At 70.2% G+C, this 17260-nt stretch carries 16 protein-coding genes; 7 read left to right on the top strand and 9 right to left on the bottom strand.

Features of this window, described 5'->3' with window-relative positions; genetic code table 11:
* Positions 1 to 5 precede the first annotated feature (5 nt).
* Entirely contained in the window at positions 6 to 1937 is a 1932-nt protein-coding gene (locus HDC37_RS02875) for an FAD-dependent monooxygenase (protein WP_179558859.1), read from the bottom strand.
* 168 nt (positions 1938 to 2105) lie between these two features.
* On the opposite strand from HDC37_RS02875, the gene HDC37_RS02870 reads away from it, so the two are divergent.
* Positions 2106 to 2816, top strand: a complete 711-nt coding sequence (locus tag HDC37_RS02870; RefSeq protein WP_179558858.1) for an IclR family transcriptional regulator — start codon at positions 2106 to 2108, stop codon at positions 2814 to 2816.
* Between the two features lie 170 nt (positions 2817 to 2986).
* Here the strand turns inward: HDC37_RS02870 and HDC37_RS02865 are convergent, their stop codons facing one another.
* Positions 2987 to 3748 carry an enoyl-CoA hydratase/isomerase family protein gene (locus HDC37_RS02865; protein ID WP_179558857.1) on the bottom strand — a complete coding sequence of 254 codons (762 nt, stop codon included), beginning with the start codon at positions 3746 to 3748 and terminating at the stop codon, positions 2987 to 2989.
* 65 nt (positions 3749 to 3813) lie between these two features.
* On the opposite strand from HDC37_RS02865, the gene HDC37_RS02860 reads away from it, so the two are divergent.
* The 5 genes from HDC37_RS02860 (at position 3814) to HDC37_RS02840 (ending at position 8458) form a co-directional block, all read left to right on the top strand.
* Positions 3814 to 4611 carry a transglutaminase family protein gene (locus tag HDC37_RS02860; protein ID WP_179558856.1) on the top strand — a complete coding sequence of 266 codons (798 nt, stop codon included), beginning with the start codon at positions 3814 to 3816 and terminating at the stop codon, positions 4609 to 4611.
* Between the two features lie 40 nt (positions 4612 to 4651).
* Positions 4652 to 5203, top strand: a complete 552-nt coding sequence (locus HDC37_RS02855; protein ID WP_179558855.1) for a hypothetical protein — start codon at positions 4652 to 4654, stop codon at positions 5201 to 5203.
* 764 nt (positions 5204 to 5967) lie between these two features.
* Positions 5968 to 6840: an ABC transporter substrate-binding protein gene (locus HDC37_RS02850; RefSeq protein ID WP_179558854.1), complete on the top strand. Its 873-nt coding sequence runs from the start codon at positions 5968 to 5970 to the stop codon at positions 6838 to 6840.
* Positions 6841 to 6875: 35 nt separating this feature from the next.
* Positions 6876 to 7727, top strand: coding sequence for an amino acid ABC transporter permease (locus HDC37_RS02845; protein WP_308472061.1), 852 nt, complete (start codon positions 6876 to 6878; stop codon positions 7725 to 7727).
* Positions 7724 to 8458, top strand: a complete 735-nt coding sequence (locus HDC37_RS02840) for an amino acid ABC transporter ATP-binding protein (protein ID WP_179558853.1) — start codon at positions 7724 to 7726, stop codon at positions 8456 to 8458. Before HDC37_RS02845 ends, HDC37_RS02840 begins: the two co-directional genes overlap by 4 nt.
* A gap of 143 nt (positions 8459 to 8601) precedes the next feature.
* Here HDC37_RS02840 and HDC37_RS02835 read toward each other — a convergent pair whose 3' ends face one another.
* The 3 genes from HDC37_RS02835 to glyA form a co-directional block, all read right to left on the bottom strand.
* The gene (locus HDC37_RS02835) at positions 8602 to 8904 is read right to left on the bottom strand and encodes a hypothetical protein (RefSeq protein WP_179558852.1); all 303 of its coding nucleotides are present in this window, start codon (positions 8902 to 8904) and stop codon (positions 8602 to 8604) included.
* A gap of 132 nt (positions 8905 to 9036) precedes the next feature.
* A complete protein-coding gene (locus HDC37_RS02830) occupies positions 9037 to 9921 on the bottom strand; it encodes a bifunctional methylenetetrahydrofolate dehydrogenase/methenyltetrahydrofolate cyclohydrolase (protein ID WP_179558851.1) in 885 nt (294 codons plus the stop codon).
* 162 nt (positions 9922 to 10083) lie between these two features.
* On the bottom strand, positions 10084 to 11358 hold the full coding sequence (gene glyA / locus HDC37_RS02825; protein WP_308472077.1) for a serine hydroxymethyltransferase: 1275 nt from the start codon (positions 11356 to 11358) through the stop codon (positions 10084 to 10086).
* 187 nt (positions 11359 to 11545) lie between these two features.
* Here glyA and HDC37_RS02820 point away from each other — a divergent pair, with 187 nt between their 5' ends.
* A complete protein-coding gene (locus HDC37_RS02820; protein ID WP_179558849.1) occupies positions 11546 to 13075 on the top strand; it encodes a family 20 glycosylhydrolase in 1530 nt (509 codons plus the stop codon).
* 10 nt (positions 13076 to 13085) lie between these two features.
* Here the strand turns inward: HDC37_RS02820 and HDC37_RS02815 are convergent, their stop codons facing one another.
* Genes HDC37_RS02815 through HDC37_RS02800 form a run of 4 tightly spaced genes read right to left on the bottom strand, consistent with a single transcriptional unit; the run spans position 13086 to position 17201 of the window.
* Positions 13086 to 14030: a glycoside hydrolase family 43 protein gene (locus HDC37_RS02815; protein WP_179558848.1), complete on the bottom strand. Its 945-nt coding sequence runs from the start codon at positions 14028 to 14030 to the stop codon at positions 13086 to 13088.
* The gene (locus tag HDC37_RS02810; RefSeq protein ID WP_179558847.1) at positions 14027 to 14941 is read right to left on the bottom strand and encodes a carbohydrate ABC transporter permease; all 915 of its coding nucleotides are present in this window, start codon (positions 14939 to 14941) and stop codon (positions 14027 to 14029) included. Before HDC37_RS02810 ends, HDC37_RS02815 begins: the two co-directional genes overlap by 4 nt.
* Entirely contained in the window at positions 14938 to 15897 is a 960-nt protein-coding gene (locus HDC37_RS02805) for a carbohydrate ABC transporter permease (RefSeq protein WP_179558846.1), read from the bottom strand. The genes HDC37_RS02810 and HDC37_RS02805 overlap by 4 nt, the downstream gene beginning before the upstream one ends.
* Positions 15894 to 17201, bottom strand: coding sequence for an ABC transporter substrate-binding protein (locus HDC37_RS02800; protein ID WP_179558845.1), 1308 nt, complete (start codon positions 17199 to 17201; stop codon positions 15894 to 15896). Before HDC37_RS02800 ends, HDC37_RS02805 begins: the two co-directional genes overlap by 4 nt.
* Positions 17202 to 17260 lie beyond the last annotated feature (59 nt).

Here is a 17260-nt window from a genome sequence, read left to right as displayed (position 1 = left end):
ATGCGTCAGCGCGCCGTCGCACCCGCGCCCGCGACCTCGCGCTGTGGCAGGAAGGCGCCGGAGAGGAAGGCGTCGAGCTCGGCAAGGGCCTGAAGCGGCAGGACCGCGGCGACATACTGGTCGGGACGCACCACCACGACGACACCGTCGCGCGAGAGACCGCGCTCGTCGAAGATGTCGGTGCGCGTCCAGGCGCTCGGCGCCGCGGCGAACACCTTCTCGCCGTCGACGAGGCCGAGGGGGCCCGAGCGGGGCCGGAAGATCTCGGGCACCGCGGCGAGTTCGACGTCCTCGAACGACTGCTGGTAGATCACCTTCACATCGAAGACGGCGTCGACATCGGCGCCCACGGGCGTGAGTCGGCGCACCGGCCCGTCGGGGGCGGCCACCTGCTCCGCCCATGCGGCGAGCGCCGACGGCTCGCCGGCGGCGGGTCGATCGGCGAAGGCGTAGATGCGCCAGCGCCCGTCGGCCTTGGCGTGGTGGCCGAGGTGGACGGCGTTGCCGTCGACTACCCTTACGACTTCGGAGCTCTTGAACCGCATGCCCACGGGGAGACCCTCCGCGAGATGCTGGTGGGTGGCATCCGCCACGATCTGCGACGGCGCGTAGTGCGTCATGAAACCCGACGGGAACTCGGCGGTGCCCAGGTAGTAGGTCGCAAGGTCCTGGGGGTCGGAGATCTCGGCGGGCTTCCGCGCCATGAGCGAGGACCACTCGCGATCGAAGTCGATGAGCTGCTGGGCGACGGGCTTGCGTTCGGCGTCGTAGGTGCGCAGGAGCGATGCCGGGGCGAGCCCGGTGAGCACGTGACCGAGCTTCCAGCCCAGGTTGAACCCGTCCTGCATGGACACGTTCATCCCCTGCCCCGCCTTCGCGCTGTGCGTGTGGCAGGCGTCGCCGGTGAGGAAGACGCGCGGGTCGCGGGTCTCTCCCGCCGCGACGTCGTCGAACCCGTCGGTGACCCGGTGGCCGACCTCGTAGACGCTGTGCCAGGCGACCTGCTTCACGTCGATCGTGTAGGGGTGGAGGATGGCGTTGGCGCGACGGATGATCTCCTCGATCGGGGTCTCGCGGACGCGGTGGTTGTCGTCGGCGGCGACCTCTCCGAGGTCGATGTACATCCGACTGAGGTAGCCGCCCTCGCGGGGGATGTGGAGGATGTTGCCCGCCTCCGCCGAGATCGCGCACTTGATGCGCCAGTCGGGGAAGTCGGTGTCGACGAGCACGTCCATGACGCCCCAGGCGTGCTGGGCGGTGCTTCCGACGTGGGTGCGTCCGATCGCCTCGCGCACGCGGCTGCGCGCACCGTCGCATCCGACGACGTAGCGCGCCCGGATCGTGCGCTCCTCCCCCGCACGGGTCCCCGCCACGTGGCGCACGCGCACCTCGACGGGGTGGTCGGCGTCGCCCGCGGACTCCTCGACGGTGAGGCCGACGAACTCCACACCGTAGTCGGGTGCGATCCGGGCGGGACCCTGCGCCGCCGCCTCGGCGAAGTAGTCGAGCACCCGCGCCTGGTTGACGATGAGGTGCGGGAACTCGCTGATCTTGTAGCCGTAGTCTTCGGTGCGCGCGGTGCGCGTGATCCGCGACGGGTCGGCGGGATCGGGGCCCCAGAAGTTCATCCAGCCGATGTTGTAGGCCTCGGCGATGATGCGCTCGGCGAACCCGAAGGCCTGGAAGGTCTCGACGCTTCGCGGCTGGATGCCGTCGGCCTGCCCGAGCGGCAGGCGCCCGTTGCGGCGCTCGATGAGCCGGGTGGTGACGGCGGGAAACTGCGACATCTGCGCGGCCAGGAGCATGCCGGCAGGGCCGGAGCCGACGATGAGCACGTCGACGACGTCGGGCAGATCATCAGGTCGATCGATCCCGGTGCCGGCGGCGGGCTGAACGCGGGGGTCACCCGAGACGTAGCCGTGGTGGTGGAACTGCATGGATTCTCCTTGACGCCGATGTCCGGGGTGGCGCGGCGGTGCGCTGGCGAGAAGTAGGTGGGTGTTCTATATTCGAACACGTCGTTCTACTATTGAACGGATCGTATACGACTGCGCGATGATGGGGCAAGGGCGCGTGAGAGACAAAGCGCCCGTGGGGGAGGACTCATGACGGATGCGGCGCCGGGTGTCCCCGCTTCGCAGACGCTCAGCCGCGGCATCCGGGTCCTGGAGACGCTCGCCGATGCCCGGGAGCCCCTCACGATCGACGAGGTCGCGGAGCGACTGGAGGTGCACCGCTCGGTCGCCTATCGTCTCGTGCGCACGCTCGAGCAGCACGGACTCATCGTCCGCGAGCGCAGCGGGCGGCTGACCCTGGGCGCGCGGATGGCCGCGCTCGCGGCCGGAGTCGCCCACGATCTGCAGGCCGAGGCCCTGCCCGAGCTCACCGCCGTGGCGAACGACCTCGGGATGACGTGCTTCCTCGCCGTCCTCGATCACGAGGAGTGCGTCACGCTCGTCAGCGTCGAGCCGCGTCACTCCGTCGCCGCCGTCGCGCAGCGCCCCGGCACGCGGCATCCGGTCACCGTCGGGGCGCCGGGCAAGGCGATCCTCGCGCAGCTGCCCGAGCGGGCCTGGCCGCGGTCGCTGCCCGCCCCGGTCGTCGCCGACATATCGGAGGCGGCCGCCCGCGGCTTCGCGACGAGCCACGACGAGGTGCTGCCGAGCGTCCATGCCGTCGCCGTGCCGCTGACGCTGCGGTCCCGACCGCCCGCGACGATCGCCGTGGTCCACGTCGCGGGCGGAACGGAGCCCTCGATCATCGCGGCGCGGCTGGCCCGCTCCGCCGAGGCGATCCGCGACGCGCTCGGCGGGTGAGGCCGCGGGGGGGCCGCTCTCCCGCCCGTCGAGCGTTCGGGGCGGCTTCTTCCGTTCGGGGCGGGCCGTTCGCGCCCCAGACGAACGATCCCGCCCCGAACCCGGCGGCCGGGGGGTGGCACGAGTCCGCGCGGTGCGGCCGGACGGGGGTGGCGCGGGCCGGGCGCGGGTCAGTCGCCGCGGAAGGTGGGCCGCCGCTTCTGCTGGAACGCCGCGAAGCCCTCGCGGTAGTCGGCGGTGGCGCGCAGCGCCTCCTGCCCGGCCGTCTCGGCGGCGATCACCGGCCAGAGGCGCTCGTCGCGGAGCGAGGCGATGAGGCGTTTGGATGCCAGGAACGCCTGAGTCGGACCGGATGCCGCGAGCCGCGCCTTCTCGCGCGTGAACGCCAGCAGCCCGTCATCCGGCACCGCGCGGCTGAACAGTCCCGCCGCCACGGCCTCTGCCCCGCTCAGCAGGTCGCCGGTGTAGATGAGGTCGAGCGCGCGATGCGCGCCGAGCCGATCGAACAGCAGCGCATGACCGCCGGAGTCGAGCAGAGCCCCGAGCTGCGCGAACGGGGAGCCGACCTTCGCCGCCTCGCCGACGTAGACGACGTCGGTGGCGATCGCCAGGCCGAGCCCGACACCAAGCGCAGCGCCCTGCACGGCGGCGAAGGTGGGAACGGGATGCTCCGCCATCCGGCGCATCAGCCGTTCGACGGCTCCGAGATACCCCGCGACGTCGTCGGTCTCGGGGTCGACGCCGGAGATGTCGCGGCCCGCGCAGAAGACGCGGCCTTCGCCGCGGAGGACGAGCGCACGGGTGTCGGTCTCCGCGGCGCGTCGGTATGCCGCATCCAGCTCGGCCAGATCGTCGAGAGTGAGGGCGTTTCGTCGTTCGGGAGCGTCGAGGACGATCTCCGCGACGCCGTCGTCGAGGGTGAGGGTGATCACCCTTCATCCGTACCACACCGCCTCCGCGGTTGTGAGCGGTGCCCGCGCACGCGAGAGTGGAGCGCATGCAGCGGGATGTGGGCGCGAACCTGGAGCTCGAAGTCACCGAGGCGTCGGAGCTGGTGTTCTCCGTCGCCATCGCCGCCGGGGTGCCGCGCGAGCGCGAGCATCTCAGCGTCACCCTGGACGAGGAACCCGTGGAGACGGAGGAGCTGGAGGATGAGCACGGCACGCGCCTGCACCGTGTCGTCGCGCGCCCCGGCACCCTCGTGCTCGACTACTCCGCGACGGTCGTCGGCCGGGCCGAGCCTGCCCCCGCGAGCGCAGCGGAGCTCGTGCGCTACCGCCGCCCGAGCCGGTACGCGGAGTCGGACGCCCTCGTCCCCACCGCGGCCGCCGAGTTCGCCGGTATCACCGACCCGGCCGAGTTGCTCGCATCCGTCTCGTCGTGGGTCGGCACACACCTGGCCTACGTCAGCGGATCGAGCCTTCCGACCGACGGCGCGATGCGCACACTCCTTGCCCGGCAGGGGGTCTGCCGCGACTTCGCCCACCTCACCGTCGCGCTGCTGCGGGCCCGGAACGTGCCGGCCCGCCTCGTGTCGGTGTATGCCCCGGGGCTTGATCCGATGGACTTCCACGCGGTCGCCGAGGCTCACATCGACGACGCCTGGTACGTCGTCGATGCGACGACCCTCGCTCCTCGCCGCACGCTCGTGCGCATCGCGACGGGCCGGGACGCCGCCGACACCGCCTTCCTCACCACCATCTCGGGGGCCGTCACGCTCGGCCGCATGACGGTGACCGCCATCGCCGACGCGTTGCCCGACGACGACGTGACCGAGCTCGTGCCCCTGGGGTGACCCGGTAGCCCCCGCCCACCGGGCGTGGCACGCTGGAGCCATGAAGAAGTGGGTCGTGCGGTTCGTCTCGCTGCTGGTGTTCAACATCGCGGTGCTGCTGGTGATCGGATTCCTCACCCCCGCACGCGTCGGGTGGGCGGCCCTGTGGGCAGGCATCGTGCTCACCGCGATCGTGATCTGGATCAAGCCGCTGCTGTCCCGGTGGTTCGGCGGGATGGCGGCACGCTCCGCCGACCGACGCACGCGGGTGGGCGAGAAGGTGGCGGAGTTCTTCGTCGCCTTCGCCGTCGCCTTCCTCGTCTGGATCGCCACGGTGCTGTTCTCGGGTGTGTCGATCGGCGGGTGGTTCTGGGGGTGGATCCTGCCGCCCGTGGTGCTCATGATCGGCTGGGCGATCTACGACGTCATCGACGACCGGGTCGAGGCGCACGCCGGCGCCCTGTACGACCGCGCCACGCGCACGAAGACGACAGGAGCGGATGCCACGGCCCCGCGCCCCGCGGTCGGCGATTCCCGCGCCACCGCGCAGGGCCGGAAGGAACTGCGTGACGGCCTGACCGAAGAGCAGCGCCGCATGCTCGACGAGCTCTGACGCGCCCTCCCGCGCCGCGCCCCCCTCTCCGCGTCGTGGCCGCTCCCCGGCCGCTGCACTTTCACGCTCGCGCGGAGATCCGCGCTCCTGAGGACCAGATCGCCCCGCCGCATCCGCGTGAAGGAGAATCTCCTCGCGAACGCGGATCCGGCGCGGCCCTCCCGCTCCGCTGCAATTTCGCGCTCGCGCGGAAATCCGCGCTCATGAGGACCGGATCACCCCGCAGCATCCGCGTGAAGGAGAATCTCCTCGCGAACGCGGGTTTCGGGATGTTCTTCCGCTCCGCTCCCTCCCGCTCCGCGCCCGCTCCTCGCCCTTCCCTGCCCCTCCCCGGCCCGCTGCACTCTCGCGCTCGCGCTCGCGCGGAGATTCGCGCTCCTGAGGACCAGATCACCCCGCCGCATCCGCGTGAAGGAGAATCTCCTCGCGAACGCGGATTTCGCGAGCCCCCGCTCCGCGCGTCCCGCTCCGCACCCTCCGTTCGCCCTCCCCGGCCGCTGGATTCTCGCGCTTGCGCGGAGATCCGCGCTCCTGAGGACCGAATCACCCCGCAGCATCCGCGTGAAGGTGGATCTCCTCGCGAACGCGGGTTCCGCGCGACCCGCCAACCTCCGCGCGCGTATCCTCGCGCCGCCCAAGGCCGCGCATGAAGAGCGTGTAACAAAGCGACGCGGGAGGGCGCAGCATCCGCTGTCTCGCAGGATGATGGAGAGGCGCACGTCCGCGGCAGCACGCGGCGCGTCATCCCGCACCTGGAGGCAGCCATGTCCCGCACCCGTTCCCGCCTGCGCCTGGCCCTGGCCGGCGTCGCCGTCGCCGCGCTCGCCCTCACCGGATGCGCCACCGGCTCCGGCGATTCCGACGCCGACGCCGGCTCCGACGCATCCTCGGCTCCCGCCGACGAGGGATACATCACGCCCGGCAAGCTCACCTTCGCCACGGGCGAGCCGGCGTACTTCCCGTACGTGATCGACGACGACCCCGCCTCGGGCGAGGGCTTCGAGGCGGCGATCGCGTACGCCGTCGCCGAAGAGCTCGGCTTCGCCCCCGAGGATGTCGAGTGGGTGCGGACCACCTTCGAAGCAGCCATCGCGCCGGGGCCGAAGGACTTCGACGTCAACATCCAGCAGTACTCGATCACGCCGGAGCGAGCCCAGAACGTCGATTTCTCCTCGCCGTACTACGCCGCAAGTCAGGCGATCGTCGCCATCGAGGGGAACGCAGCCGCCGAAGGGGTCTCCTCGCTCGCCGACACCAAGGGTCTGCTGCTCGGCGCCATGGTCGGGTCGACGAGCGCGCAGACGATCGAAGAGGTCGTCCAGCCCGACACCCCCGCGCAGCTGTACAACACCAACGAAGACGCCAAGGCCGCGCTCGAGGCCGGCCAGATCGACGGTCTCGTGCTCGACCTGCCGACGGCGTACTACGCCACCGGCGTGTACATCGACGACTCGTTCATCGTGGGCGAGCTCCCCACCGCCGGCATTCCCGACGAGTGGGGTCTCGTGCTGGCGAAGGACTCGCCGCTGACCGAACGGGTCACCGCCGCCGTCGACGCACTGCGCGAGAACGGCACGCTCGAGGCCATCACCCAGGAGTGGCTGGGCGAAGGTGCCGGCGTCACGCTGCTGGAGTGAGGCCCGGCCCTGGGCGGTCGGCTAGCGTCGAAAGGGTGAGCGTCGACATCCATCAGCCGAGCGCGCTCGAGCGGGAGCGTCGCGCATACCGCGCGCGCCAGTCGATCCGGTCGGTGCTGATCGCCGTCATCTCCACCGTCGTCTTCGCGGTGGTGGTGTGGCTCACCGTGGTGAACACCCCCGGGTGGGAGTCGGTCCGGCGATCGTTCTTCGACCCCGAGACGGCTCTCGCCTCCCTCCCGCGCGTGTGGGAGGGATTCCTGCTGAACCTGCAGGTGCTGGGGCTCTCGGTGATCACCGTCGCGATCGGAGCGACCGTCCTCGCGCTCCTTCGCACCCTGCGGGGCGCGGTGTTCTTCCCCCTCCGGGCGCTCGCGGCCGGCTACACCGACGTCTTCCGCGGCATCCCGCTGATCATCGTGCTCTACCTCGTCGGCTTCGGCATCCCGGGGCTCGTGAACGAACGCATCCCGCCGGTCGTCCTCGGCACGGCGGCCATCACGATCACCTACTCGGCGTACGTCAGCGAGGTGATCCGAGCGGGAATCGAGGCCGTCCACCCCTCGCAGCGGCTGGCCGCGCGGGCGATGGGTCTCGGCTACGCCCAGTCGCTCCGTCTCGTCGTGATGCCGCAGGCGCTTCGCAAGATGACACCCCCGCTGATGAACGACTTCGTCGCGATGCAGAAGGACGTCGGACTCGTGTCGGTGATCGGCGCCGTCGACGCGGTCCGCGCCGCGCAGATCGAAACCTCGCTGGCGTACAACTTCACCCCGTACATCGTCGCGGCGGTGCTGTTCGTGCTGCTCGCGATCCCCACCATCCGACTGGCCGACTGGTGGACCGCGCGTCTGCACCGGCGCGAGCAGATGGGATCGATCCTGTGACCGCGCTCCTGCACGCCGAGGACATCTGGAAGTCGTTCGGCGACCGCGCGGTGCTCCGCGGCGTCTCGCTCGACCTGTCCGCCCACGAGGTGGTGGCGGTGATCGGGGCGAGCGGCTCGGGCAAATCGACGCTGCTGCGATGTCTGAACCTCCTCGAGACGATCGACGATGGTCTCATCCTCCTCGGCGGCGACGACATCTCCGACCCGCGCGTCGACGGCAATCGGGTGCGAGCGCGATTCGGTGCCGTCTTCCAGAACTACAACCTCTTCCCGCACCTGTCGGTCATCGACAACGTCACGCTCGCGGCGCGGAAAGTGCATCGGATGCCGCGACGCGACGCCGAAGCGAAGGCGATGGCGCTCCTCGAGCGCATCGGGCTCGCCGACAAGGCGCGCGAGCATCCGGACCGCCTCTCGGGAGGCCAGCAGCAGCGCACCGCGATCGTGCGCGCGGTCGTGACCGACCCCGAAGTGCTCTTCCTCGACGAGATCACCTCCGCCCTCGACCCCGAGCTCGTCGGCGAGGTGCTCGAGCTGGTCACGTCGCTCGCCGAGGAGGGGGCGACGATCCTCATGGCCACGCACGAGATGGCGTTCGCGCGCGACGTCGCGCACCGCGTGCTGTTCCTCGACGAGGGACGCGTGGTCGAGGAGGGGCCGCCGAGCGAGGTGCTCGTGTCGCCGCGCGAAGAGCGGACGCGCCGGTTCCTCTCGCGGTTCACCACCTGACCCGCCGGCCGCGCCTCACGCGGGTTCGGTCGTGCGGATGATCCCGCACAGCAGACACGACCACGCCACGAGAAAGCGCTCGTCATCGAGGATTTCGTACCGCAGCGGGTCGCCGCAGGTCGGGCACCGGCGCGGGTCGGGTGTCACGCCGGGAGCCCGTCGCCGAAGAGCGTGCCCTGCCGCTCGAGGGAGGTGACCTCGAAGCGGGTGCGGGCGACGATCGGGTAGTCCACGCTCAGCCTCGTGAGGATGACCCGCACCTGCGCCTCCACCCAGGGCTGTGCTTCGAGGGCGACCCGCTCGATCTCGGTGCGCGTGCGCAGCCACACCACCGGCGTGCCGTCCGGACCGGGAAGCCAGTGCGCGTCGACGACACCCCACGCCCCCGTCGACACGACGAGGGGCATGAGCGCCCGGTCGATCGCGCGCCGCGCGGTGTCGTCCATGGTCCTACGCTAATCCGGCGCGCGGGGGGCGGGCTCGGCGCGGTGTGGTGACGGTGGGGTGGGGACGGTGCGGAGGGGACAGTGGGGTCGGGACGCTGCGGAGGGACAGTGCGGCGGGACGGATCTCGCGGCTCAGGCCTCCAGCGAGCGCTCCGCCGCCTCCACGACGTTGGTCATGAGGAGCGCGACGGTCATCGGCCCGACCCCGCCGGGGTTCGGCGAAAGCCAGCCGGCGACTTCGGCGACATCCGGGTGCACGTCACCGTAGACGCGCTGCGCGCCGCTCTCGGGGTCGTCCTCGCGGGTCACGCCGACGTCGAGGACGGCGGCACCGGGCTTGACGTCCTCGGCACGGACCAGGTGCTTCACCCCTGCGGCGGCGACGATGACGTCGGCCTGGCGGAGGAAGGACGGGATGTCGGGGGTTCCGGTGTGGGTGAGAGTCACCGTGGCGTTGATCTCGCGGCGGGTGAGGAGGAGCCCGATCGACCGCCCGATCGTCACGCCGCGGCCGACGACCACGACGTGCTTGCCCTTCAGGTCGTAGCCGTTGCGCAGCAGCAGCTCGATGACGCCGCGCGGCGTGCAGGGCAGGGGCGTCGTGATCGGCGCGTTGACGTTCAGCACCAGGCGGCCGAGATTCGTCGGGTGGAGGCCGTCGGCGTCCTTCGCCGGATCGATCCGCTCGAGGATACGGTCGGTGTCGATGTGCGTGGGCAACGGCAGCTGAACGATGTAGCCGTGGCATTCGGGATCGGCGTTCAGCTCGTCGATGAGGGCCTCGACGTCCTCCTGCGTGGCATCCGCCGGCAGTTCGCGCTGGATCGAGTTCATCCCGATGCCCACCGATTGCTTGTGCTTCATGCCCACGTAGAGCTGTGAGGCGGGGTCGGCGCCGACCAGCACCGTCGCGATACCCGGGGTGACGCCGCGCTCCTTGAGCGCCGCGACCCTTCCGGTCAACTCCGCGCGGATCGCCGCGGCGGCGGCCTTGCCGTCGAGCTTCTGAGCCGTCATGTCGTCTCTCCTTCTGCGTCCCTGCGGCGAGAGTGCATCTGCGCGCCGAGGGTGTGGGGTGACCCCGCATCCTCGGCGTCCAGATGCATTCTCGCGGGGAGGCGCGGGGTGGCAGGGGGCGCGTGCCCGGTGAGTGGGATTCTGCGACCGGGCGGTGCGGGGTTACTGGGTCAGGCCGGGGTACAGCGGGAACGCGTCAGCCAGCGCCGCGACGCGCCCGCGGAGCGCCTCGACATCCGCGCCCGGCTGCAGCGCGAGGGCGATGATGTCGGCCACCTCGGTGAATTCGGCGTCGCCGAACCCGCGGGTCGCGAGCGCGGGGGTGCCGATCCGCAGACCCGAGGTCACCATCGGGGGACGCGGGTCGTTCGGCACGGCATTGCGGTTGACGGTGATTCGGATGTCGTGGAGGAGGTCTTCGGCCTGCTTGCCGTCGATCTCCGCCTCGCGCAGATCGACGAGCACGAGGTGCACGTCGGTGCCGCCCGAGCGCACCGAGACGCCGGCGGCGGCGACATCGGGCTGCATGAGGCGCTCGGCGAGGATCTTCGCTCCGCGCACCGCCCGCTCCTGACGCTCGCGGAACTCGGGCGTCGCCGCCAGCTTGAACGCGGTCGCCTTGGCGGCGATGACGTGCATGAGCGGCCCGCCCTGCTGACCGGGGAAGACGGCGGTGTTGATCTTCTTCGCGAGGTCGGGGTCGTCGGTGAGGATGATGCCCGAGCGCGGTCCGCCGATGGTCTTGTGAACGGTGGATGACACCACGTGCGCGTGCGGGAAGGGCGAAGGATGAACGCCCGCGGCCACGAGACCGGCGAAGTGCGCCATGTCGACCCACAGGTAGGCGCCGACCTCGTCGGCGATCTCTCGGAACCGGGCGAAATCCAGCTGACGAGGGTAGGCCGACCAGCCGGCGATGATGACCTTCGGCTTGTGCTCGACGGCGAGGCGCCGCACCTCGTCCATGTCGATGAGAGAGGTCTCGGGGTCGACGCCGTAGGCGACGATGTCGAACAGCCGACCGGAGAAGTTGATCTTCATCCCGTGCGTGAGGTGCCCCCCCTGGTCGAGCGCGAGACCGAGGAGCGTGTCACCGGGGCGGGCGATGGCGTGGAGCACCGCCGCGTTCGCGGTCGCGCCGGAGTGCGGCTGGACGTTGGCGAATCCGGCACCGAACAGCGCCTTGGCACGCTCGATCGCGAGCTCTTCCGCGACATCGACGACCTCGCAGCCGCCGTAGTACCGGCGGCCGGGGTATCCCTCGGCGTACTTGTTGGTGAGGACCGAGCCCTGGGACTGCAGCACCGAGACCGGAACGAAGTTCTCGGACGCGATCATCTCGAGGAATCCGCGCTGGCGCTCGAGCTCGCGTTCGAGGACGTCGGCGATCTCGGGGTCGACCTCGGCGAGAGGGGCGTTGAAGAACGGATCGGACACGACGGTCTCCTTCCACAGCGGCGGATCGGACATCGGCCCAGGCGTGCGGTCGGATGCTCTGCGGTCGGACGGATGACTCCCGGTCGCTCCCCGGTGGTGTCCCACCTCAACGCCAGTCGCGACACCCCGAGCATAGTGGATGACGAGCGCTAGGCTGGTCGCACCGCTATTTGTAAAGGATCCTTACATGTCGGCGATCCCCGCCCTCGTTCCCCTTCCCCGCTCCGTGGCGACCATCGAGACCGCCCCGTTCCAGCTGTCCACGCAGACCCCGCTGCGTGGGGATCCGGATGCTGCGGCGGAGGCCCGCCGCATCCTCTCCGCCGCAACGGCGCATGCACTCGATCTCCCGACGAACCCCCTCCCCTCCTCTTCCGCGATCACCCTCGCGCGCACCTCCGACATCGCGCTGCCGGGCGGCTACCGGCTCACCGCCGCCGACACCGGCGTGGAGATCTCGGCCTCCGACTCCGCCGGCCTCGCCGCGGGCCTGCACACGCTGGCGCAGCTGGTCACCCCCACGTCCGAGGGATGGCTCGTCCCCGCCATCCGCATCGACGATGCACCCCGCTTCGCCTACCGCGGGGTCATGCTCGACGTCGCGCGCCACTTCTTCGCGGTGAGCGATGTCTGCGCGGTGATCGATCGGGCGGCGAGCCTGAAGCTCACGCACCTGCACCTCCACCTCACCGACGACCAGGGGTGGCGTCTGCAGCTGCGCGCGCACCCCGCCCTTACCGACGCCGCCTCGGGTTCGGCGATCAGCGGCGCACCGGGTGGGTTCTACACGCGCGAGGACTATCGAGAGATCGTCGCCTACGCCGCCACCCGGCATATCACCGTCGTCCCCGAGATCGACCTGCCGGGGCATACGCACGCCGTCGGCCTGGCCTACCCGCATCTCGCAGCCGACCCCGTCGTGACCCCCGCACTCACGGCCGAAGCGGCCGCACGCGGGGAGGCCCTCCCTGCGGCGGGGACGCCCTACACCGGGCTCGGGGTGGGGTTCTCCTCGCTCCGCCTCGACGACGAGGCGACGTTCGACTTCGTCGCCGATGTGCTCGGCGAGCTCGCGCACCTCACTCCGGGCCCCTACCTGCACGTGGGCGGCGACGAGGCGTTCGGCACCGCTCCGGACGAGTACGACGCCTTCCTCGCGCGCGTCACGCAGCTCGTCGCCGACCTCGGCAAGGTTCCGGTGGCCTGGCACGACGCCGGCCGCGCGAAAGTCGCCCCCGAGACTATCGGACAGTACTGGGGCCTCACGACCCCCGACACCGAGGGCGCGGATGCCGCTCTCGCCTTCGTCCGCCGCGCGAGCGGCGTCATCCTGTCCCCCGCCGACGCGGTCTATCTCGACATGAAGTACGACGACGACACTCCTCGCGGCCTCACCTGGGCGAACGGGCCCACGAGCGTGCGGCGGGCGTACGAGTGGGAGCCGTCGTCGGTCATCGACGAGATCGCCGACGACGACATCCTCGGCGTCGAAGCGGCCGTGTGGACCGAGACCATCGACGACCTCGCGGGGCTCGACGCCATGATGTTCCCGCGTCTGGCGGCCGCCGCCGAGGCAGCCTGGTCGGCGCCCCTCGGCTCCACTCCGGAACGCTCGTGGGAGTCGTTCCGTCGCCGCGTCGGCGGGCTCGGCCCGCTCTGGCGGCGACAGGGGATCGCGTTCCACCCCGACGGCCAGATCTCCTGGGATCAGGAGTAGCCCCCGCCGGTCATCCGCCCAGACGGGGCGCGCGCTCCTCCCAGGTCAGCGGCGCGGCGTGGAGCATCCGGTAGGTGTACGACGCGTCCCAGCCATGGAACACCAGCCACGACTCTCCGTCGGGTCCCGTGACGACGTCCTGCCCGCCCGGGCCGCGGACCTGTTCGTCGAGCGACTCGGTCGAGACCCAGGGCCCGTCCGCCTTCTCCCAGGGCCCGGCGAGCTCGTCGGCGACGGCGTACCCCATCGCGTACTCGTCGCCCCCGTAGGAGTTGGCGGAGTAGAGCAGCGTGAAGCCGCCCTCCTCGTGGGCGACGACGGTCGGCGCCTCGATGAGGTCGCCCTCCCAGGCCTGATCCTGCTTGAGCATCTTCACCGGTTCACCGGCAAGGGCGAGGCCGTCGGACGTGAGCGGGGCGGTCTGTATCCAGGTGTCGACACCGACCGCGTTCCCGTCGTTCTTCCACACCAGGTGCCACTCCCCGTCGACCTCGACGGTCGTCGCGTCGATCGCACCGCCCTCCTCGGGCGGGCAGACGAGCATCTCATCGCCCTGCACCGTGAAGGGCCCGAGAGGATCGTCGGCGACGGCGACCCCGATGCACTGGAAGGTGGGCTGGAAGTTCGTCGCGGTGAAGTACATGACGAATCTGCCCGGAGAGATCTCGGTGACCTCCGGCGCCCAGGTCTTGCCCGGAATGATCCACGACGGCAGGTCGGGAAGCGCGTCGTCCTGCATCTCCCATGAACGGAGGTCGTCGGACGTCGCGACCGGCACATTCCGCCTGTTCCCATCCGACGAGTACGCGATGTACGCGCCATCCACCTGGAGCACATCGGGATCGGCGAAGTTCTGCCGCAGGACCGGCGTGAGATCCGGCCCCCCGGCACACCCGCTCGCGGTGAGGGCGAGAGCGAGACAGAGGGCCGAAGCCACGACGCGGCGCCGTGTCATCCCTTGATCCCCGACTGAGACACGCCCTCGACGATGAAGCGCTGCAACGCCACGAAGAGCAGCACGACCGGGGCGCTGGCGATGACCGCGCCCGCCATGAGCAGGTCGTATCGCACCGCGTTGGCCGACTGCAGGGTCGATAGACCGGCGGGCAGCGTCTGCACCTCGGGGCTGAAGAGGACGTAGACCGGCCAGAGGAAGTCGTTCCAGTTCGTCAGGAGCGCCAGGAGCCCGAGAGTGGCGAGCGCCGGCTTGGCCAGAGGCAGGATCACACTGACGAAGGTGCGGAACCGGTTCGCGCCGTCCAGGCGCGCCGCCTCTTCGAGCTCCACCGGAATGGAGAGGAAGAACTGCCTCATCAGGAACACCCCGAACGCCCCGGCGGCCGTCGGTACGATCACCGCGACCAGGGAGTTCAGCCAGCCCAGCTCACTGACGATGAGGTAGTTCGGGATGACGAGGATGACGGGCGGTACAAGGAGCGTCGCGATGATCGCGCCGAAGACCAGGTTCTTGCCGCGGAACTGCATGCGCGCCAAGGGGTAAGCGGCCAGCGAGGCGGTGATGACGACGAGGACGGAATTCGCCACCGCCGCGGTGACGCTGTTCACGAACCACGTGAACACCGGCGTCGACGCCGAGCCGAGGATCGTCTGGTACGCCTGGAGGGTCCACTCCTCGGGGATCCAGCTGGGCGGCACGCTGGTGGCATCCGCACGCGTCTTGAACGAGGTCACCAGCATGAACACGAGAGGGCTGATGAACACCAGCGCGATCGCGACGAGCGCGATCAGTCGGAGGATGCCGCGGACTCGCTGTCCTGCGCTCGCTTTGCGCCGCTTCGGGATGGCCTCCCCGGGTTTCGAGGGAACGGCTGCCGCGCCCGCGGGCGCGGATCGGACGGTGGTCATGTGCGCGCTCCCTTGCGCTCGCGGAACAGCCAGAACACCACGACGCTCAATCCGATGAGGAAGAGCGTCAGGATGTAGCTCATCGCTGCGGCATCCCCCATCTGGAAGTTGCGAAGACCGGTTTCGGCGATCTGATAGATCGCCGTCCGCGTCTCGCGCCCCGGCCCGCCCTGGGTCATCAGATAGGATTGGCCGAACATGTTCGCCGAGGCGATGAGGGTGTTGATGGTCACGAAGGTCAGGATGGGTCGCAGCCCCGGCAGGGTCACGTTACGGAACTGCTGCCAGCGGCCCGCGCCGTCCATCCGCGCTGCTTCGTAGAGCTCGGCGGGGATGTCCTGGAGGGCCGCGAGGTAGATGATGGCGTTGAATCCCAGCGTCCACCACACCGTGACGCCGACGAGGGCGACCCAGGCCGCAGGCGTGGAGGTCAGCCAGGCGGTGTCATCGGGGAGCCCGAGCACCCCGAGGTAGTAGTTGACCAGCCCGATGTTGTTGTCGAGCAGGTACCGCCACAGCACCGCCACCACGGCGACGCCCAGGACGTAGGGCGCGAAGTACACCGCGCGGAAGAAGTTGCGTCCCGGGAACTTCGCGTTCATCAGCAGGGCGACCAGCAGCGGAATGACCAGCAGGAAGGGCACGCTCGCGACGGTGAAGATCGCGGTGGCCTGCATCGCCTGCCAGAAGATGCCCGACGTGGTCGAGCCCGGTGTGAACAGGTCGACGTAGTTGTCCAGACCCACGAAGGGCTTCAACGGGAGCGTGTAATCCCACTGGTGCAGGCTCATCCAGAGGCCGAGCACCACCGGGATGATGACGAACCCCGTGAACAGCAGGAGGTAGGGGGCGAGGAACAGCCACGGCGTTGCCGGACCGTGATCGCGCAGCCGCCGCGCGGGCGCGCTCGCCGAAGCGAGCGCACCCGCGCTGGTGGGAAGGGTCGTCTGGCTCATTGCCCGAAGGTGGCCAGGTTCTCTTCCATGAGCTGCGTGGCGCGGCCCTGTGCCTCTTCGAGCACCGCGGCCGGCTCGCCGGCGCCCAAGACGCCGTCGGCGACGGCGACCTCCAGCGTCTCGGTCGTCACCGTTCCGATTCCGGGCGCCGTGGGCGTGAAGCGCATGCTGTCCAGCGCGTCGGCGATCGGCGCCTGCGGCATTCCCTCCAGCGCGCCGTCGTCGAGGACCGACTGACGGGCGGGGATCATCGCCGCTCCCGCCCAATCCTCGGAGTGCTCGCTCATCCACGCGATGAAGACCTTGGCCGCGTTCATGCGGTTCTCGTCATCCTGACGGGGAAGGAAGAACTGGTGCGAGGATGCCCACGTGGACTCCTGGCCGCCGATGTTCGGGACGGGAGCGCCGGCGTACGGCAGGCCCGACTCTTCGAGGTCGTTGAACTGCCAGATGCCATCCCACGTGATGGACGTCTCGCCGTTCTTGAAGGCCACATACTGCGCATCGATCGCGACATCCTCGGGGCTGTACCCCTCGTCCACGATGCCGCGCATCCACTCCAGCGCCTGCACGCCCGACTCGTCGGCGAAGGTCGCCTCCGACCCGTCCTGCGCATAGGGCTCGCCACCGAACTGCCAGTCGAGGGTCATGAACATGAGGTGTCCGGGCCACCGTGCGGGCATCCAGAACGGGGTGTCGTACCCGGCAGCCTTGAGCGCATCGAGTGCAGCCATGAACGACGCCTCATCGGTGGGCGCCTCGGTGATGCCCGCCGCAGCGAAGTGCTCGGTGTTGTAGTACATCGCCAGCGAGTGCACATCCAGGGGGATCCCGTAACGCTGGCCGTCGTACTCGCCGGCCTCCCACACCGTCTCGGTGAAGTCGTCGCCGCTGAGCCCGAGCTCGTCGACCATGTCGTCCAGGGGGAGGATGACCTGTCGCGCGGCGTTCGACCCGAGCTGGTCGAAGTGCATCACGCCGACGTCGGGGCCTTCGCCGGCCGTCACCGCCGCAGGAAGGCGCTGGTAGAAGTCGGCCCACTGCATCGTGTTGGACTCGACGGTGATGTTGTCGTGCTCCTCGTTGAACTGGTCGACCATCTGCTGCATGAACGGTCCGTCACCGCCGGTGAAGCCGTTCCAGAACGAGAGGGTCACCTCCGGCCCGTCGTACTCGCCGGTGAATTCCCCGCCCGTGGACGGCGCGCCGCCGCCGCCGCAGGCGCTCAACACCAGCGCGGTCGCGAGGGTCGCCGAGGCGGCGAGCAGCGCCCGGCCCCGTGCCCGTCGATGTGGCCTAGTCATGGAGTCCTCCTCGTTGAAAACGCATTGCGCGGCTCAGCTGTGATCGCCACGTTACGAGC

The sequence above is a fragment of the Microbacterium sp. AK009 genome (assembly GCF_013410955.1).
In the GTDB taxonomy this organism is placed as follows: domain Bacteria; phylum Actinomycetota; class Actinomycetes; order Actinomycetales; family Microbacteriaceae; genus Microbacterium.
The sequence above is the reverse complement of the archived record's forward strand: the minus strand, read 5'-3'. Positions and strand labels throughout refer to the sequence as shown.

Bases quoted from the DNA above. Each gene is read 5' to 3' on its own strand.
- HDC37_RS02875 (WP_179558859.1), bottom strand. From the start codon at position 1,937: ATGCAGTTCCACCACCACGGCTACGTCTCGGGTGACCCCCGCGTTCAG.
- HDC37_RS02870 (WP_179558858.1), top strand. From the start codon at position 2,106: ATGACGGATGCGGCGCCGGGTGTCCCCGCTTCGCAGACGCTCAGCCGC.
- HDC37_RS02860 (WP_179558856.1), top strand. From the start codon at position 3,814: ATGCAGCGGGATGTGGGCGCGAACCTGGAGCTCGAAGTCACCGAGGCG.
- HDC37_RS02855 (WP_179558855.1), top strand. From the start codon at position 4,652: ATGAAGAAGTGGGTCGTGCGGTTCGTCTCGCTGCTGGTGTTCAACATC.
- HDC37_RS02850 (WP_179558854.1), top strand. From the start codon at position 5,968: ATGTCCCGCACCCGTTCCCGCCTGCGCCTGGCCCTGGCCGGCGTCGCC.
- HDC37_RS02835 (WP_179558852.1), bottom strand. From the start codon at position 8,904: ATGGACGACACCGCGCGGCGCGCGATCGACCGGGCGCTCATGCCCCTC.
- HDC37_RS02830 (WP_179558851.1), bottom strand. From the start codon at position 9,921: ATGACGGCTCAGAAGCTCGACGGCAAGGCCGCCGCCGCGGCGATCCGC.
- HDC37_RS02820 (WP_179558849.1), top strand. From the start codon at position 11,546: ATGTCGGCGATCCCCGCCCTCGTTCCCCTTCCCCGCTCCGTGGCGACC.
- HDC37_RS02815 (WP_179558848.1), bottom strand. From the start codon at position 14,030: ATGACACGGCGCCGCGTCGTGGCTTCGGCCCTCTGTCTCGCTCTCGCC.
- HDC37_RS02810 (WP_179558847.1), bottom strand. From the start codon at position 14,941: ATGACCACCGTCCGATCCGCGCCCGCGGGCGCGGCAGCCGTTCCCTCG.
- HDC37_RS02805 (WP_179558846.1), bottom strand. From the start codon at position 15,897: ATGAGCCAGACGACCCTTCCCACCAGCGCGGGTGCGCTCGCTTCGGCG.
- HDC37_RS02800 (WP_179558845.1), bottom strand. From the start codon at position 17,201: ATGACTAGGCCACATCGACGGGCACGGGGCCGGGCGCTGCTCGCCGCC.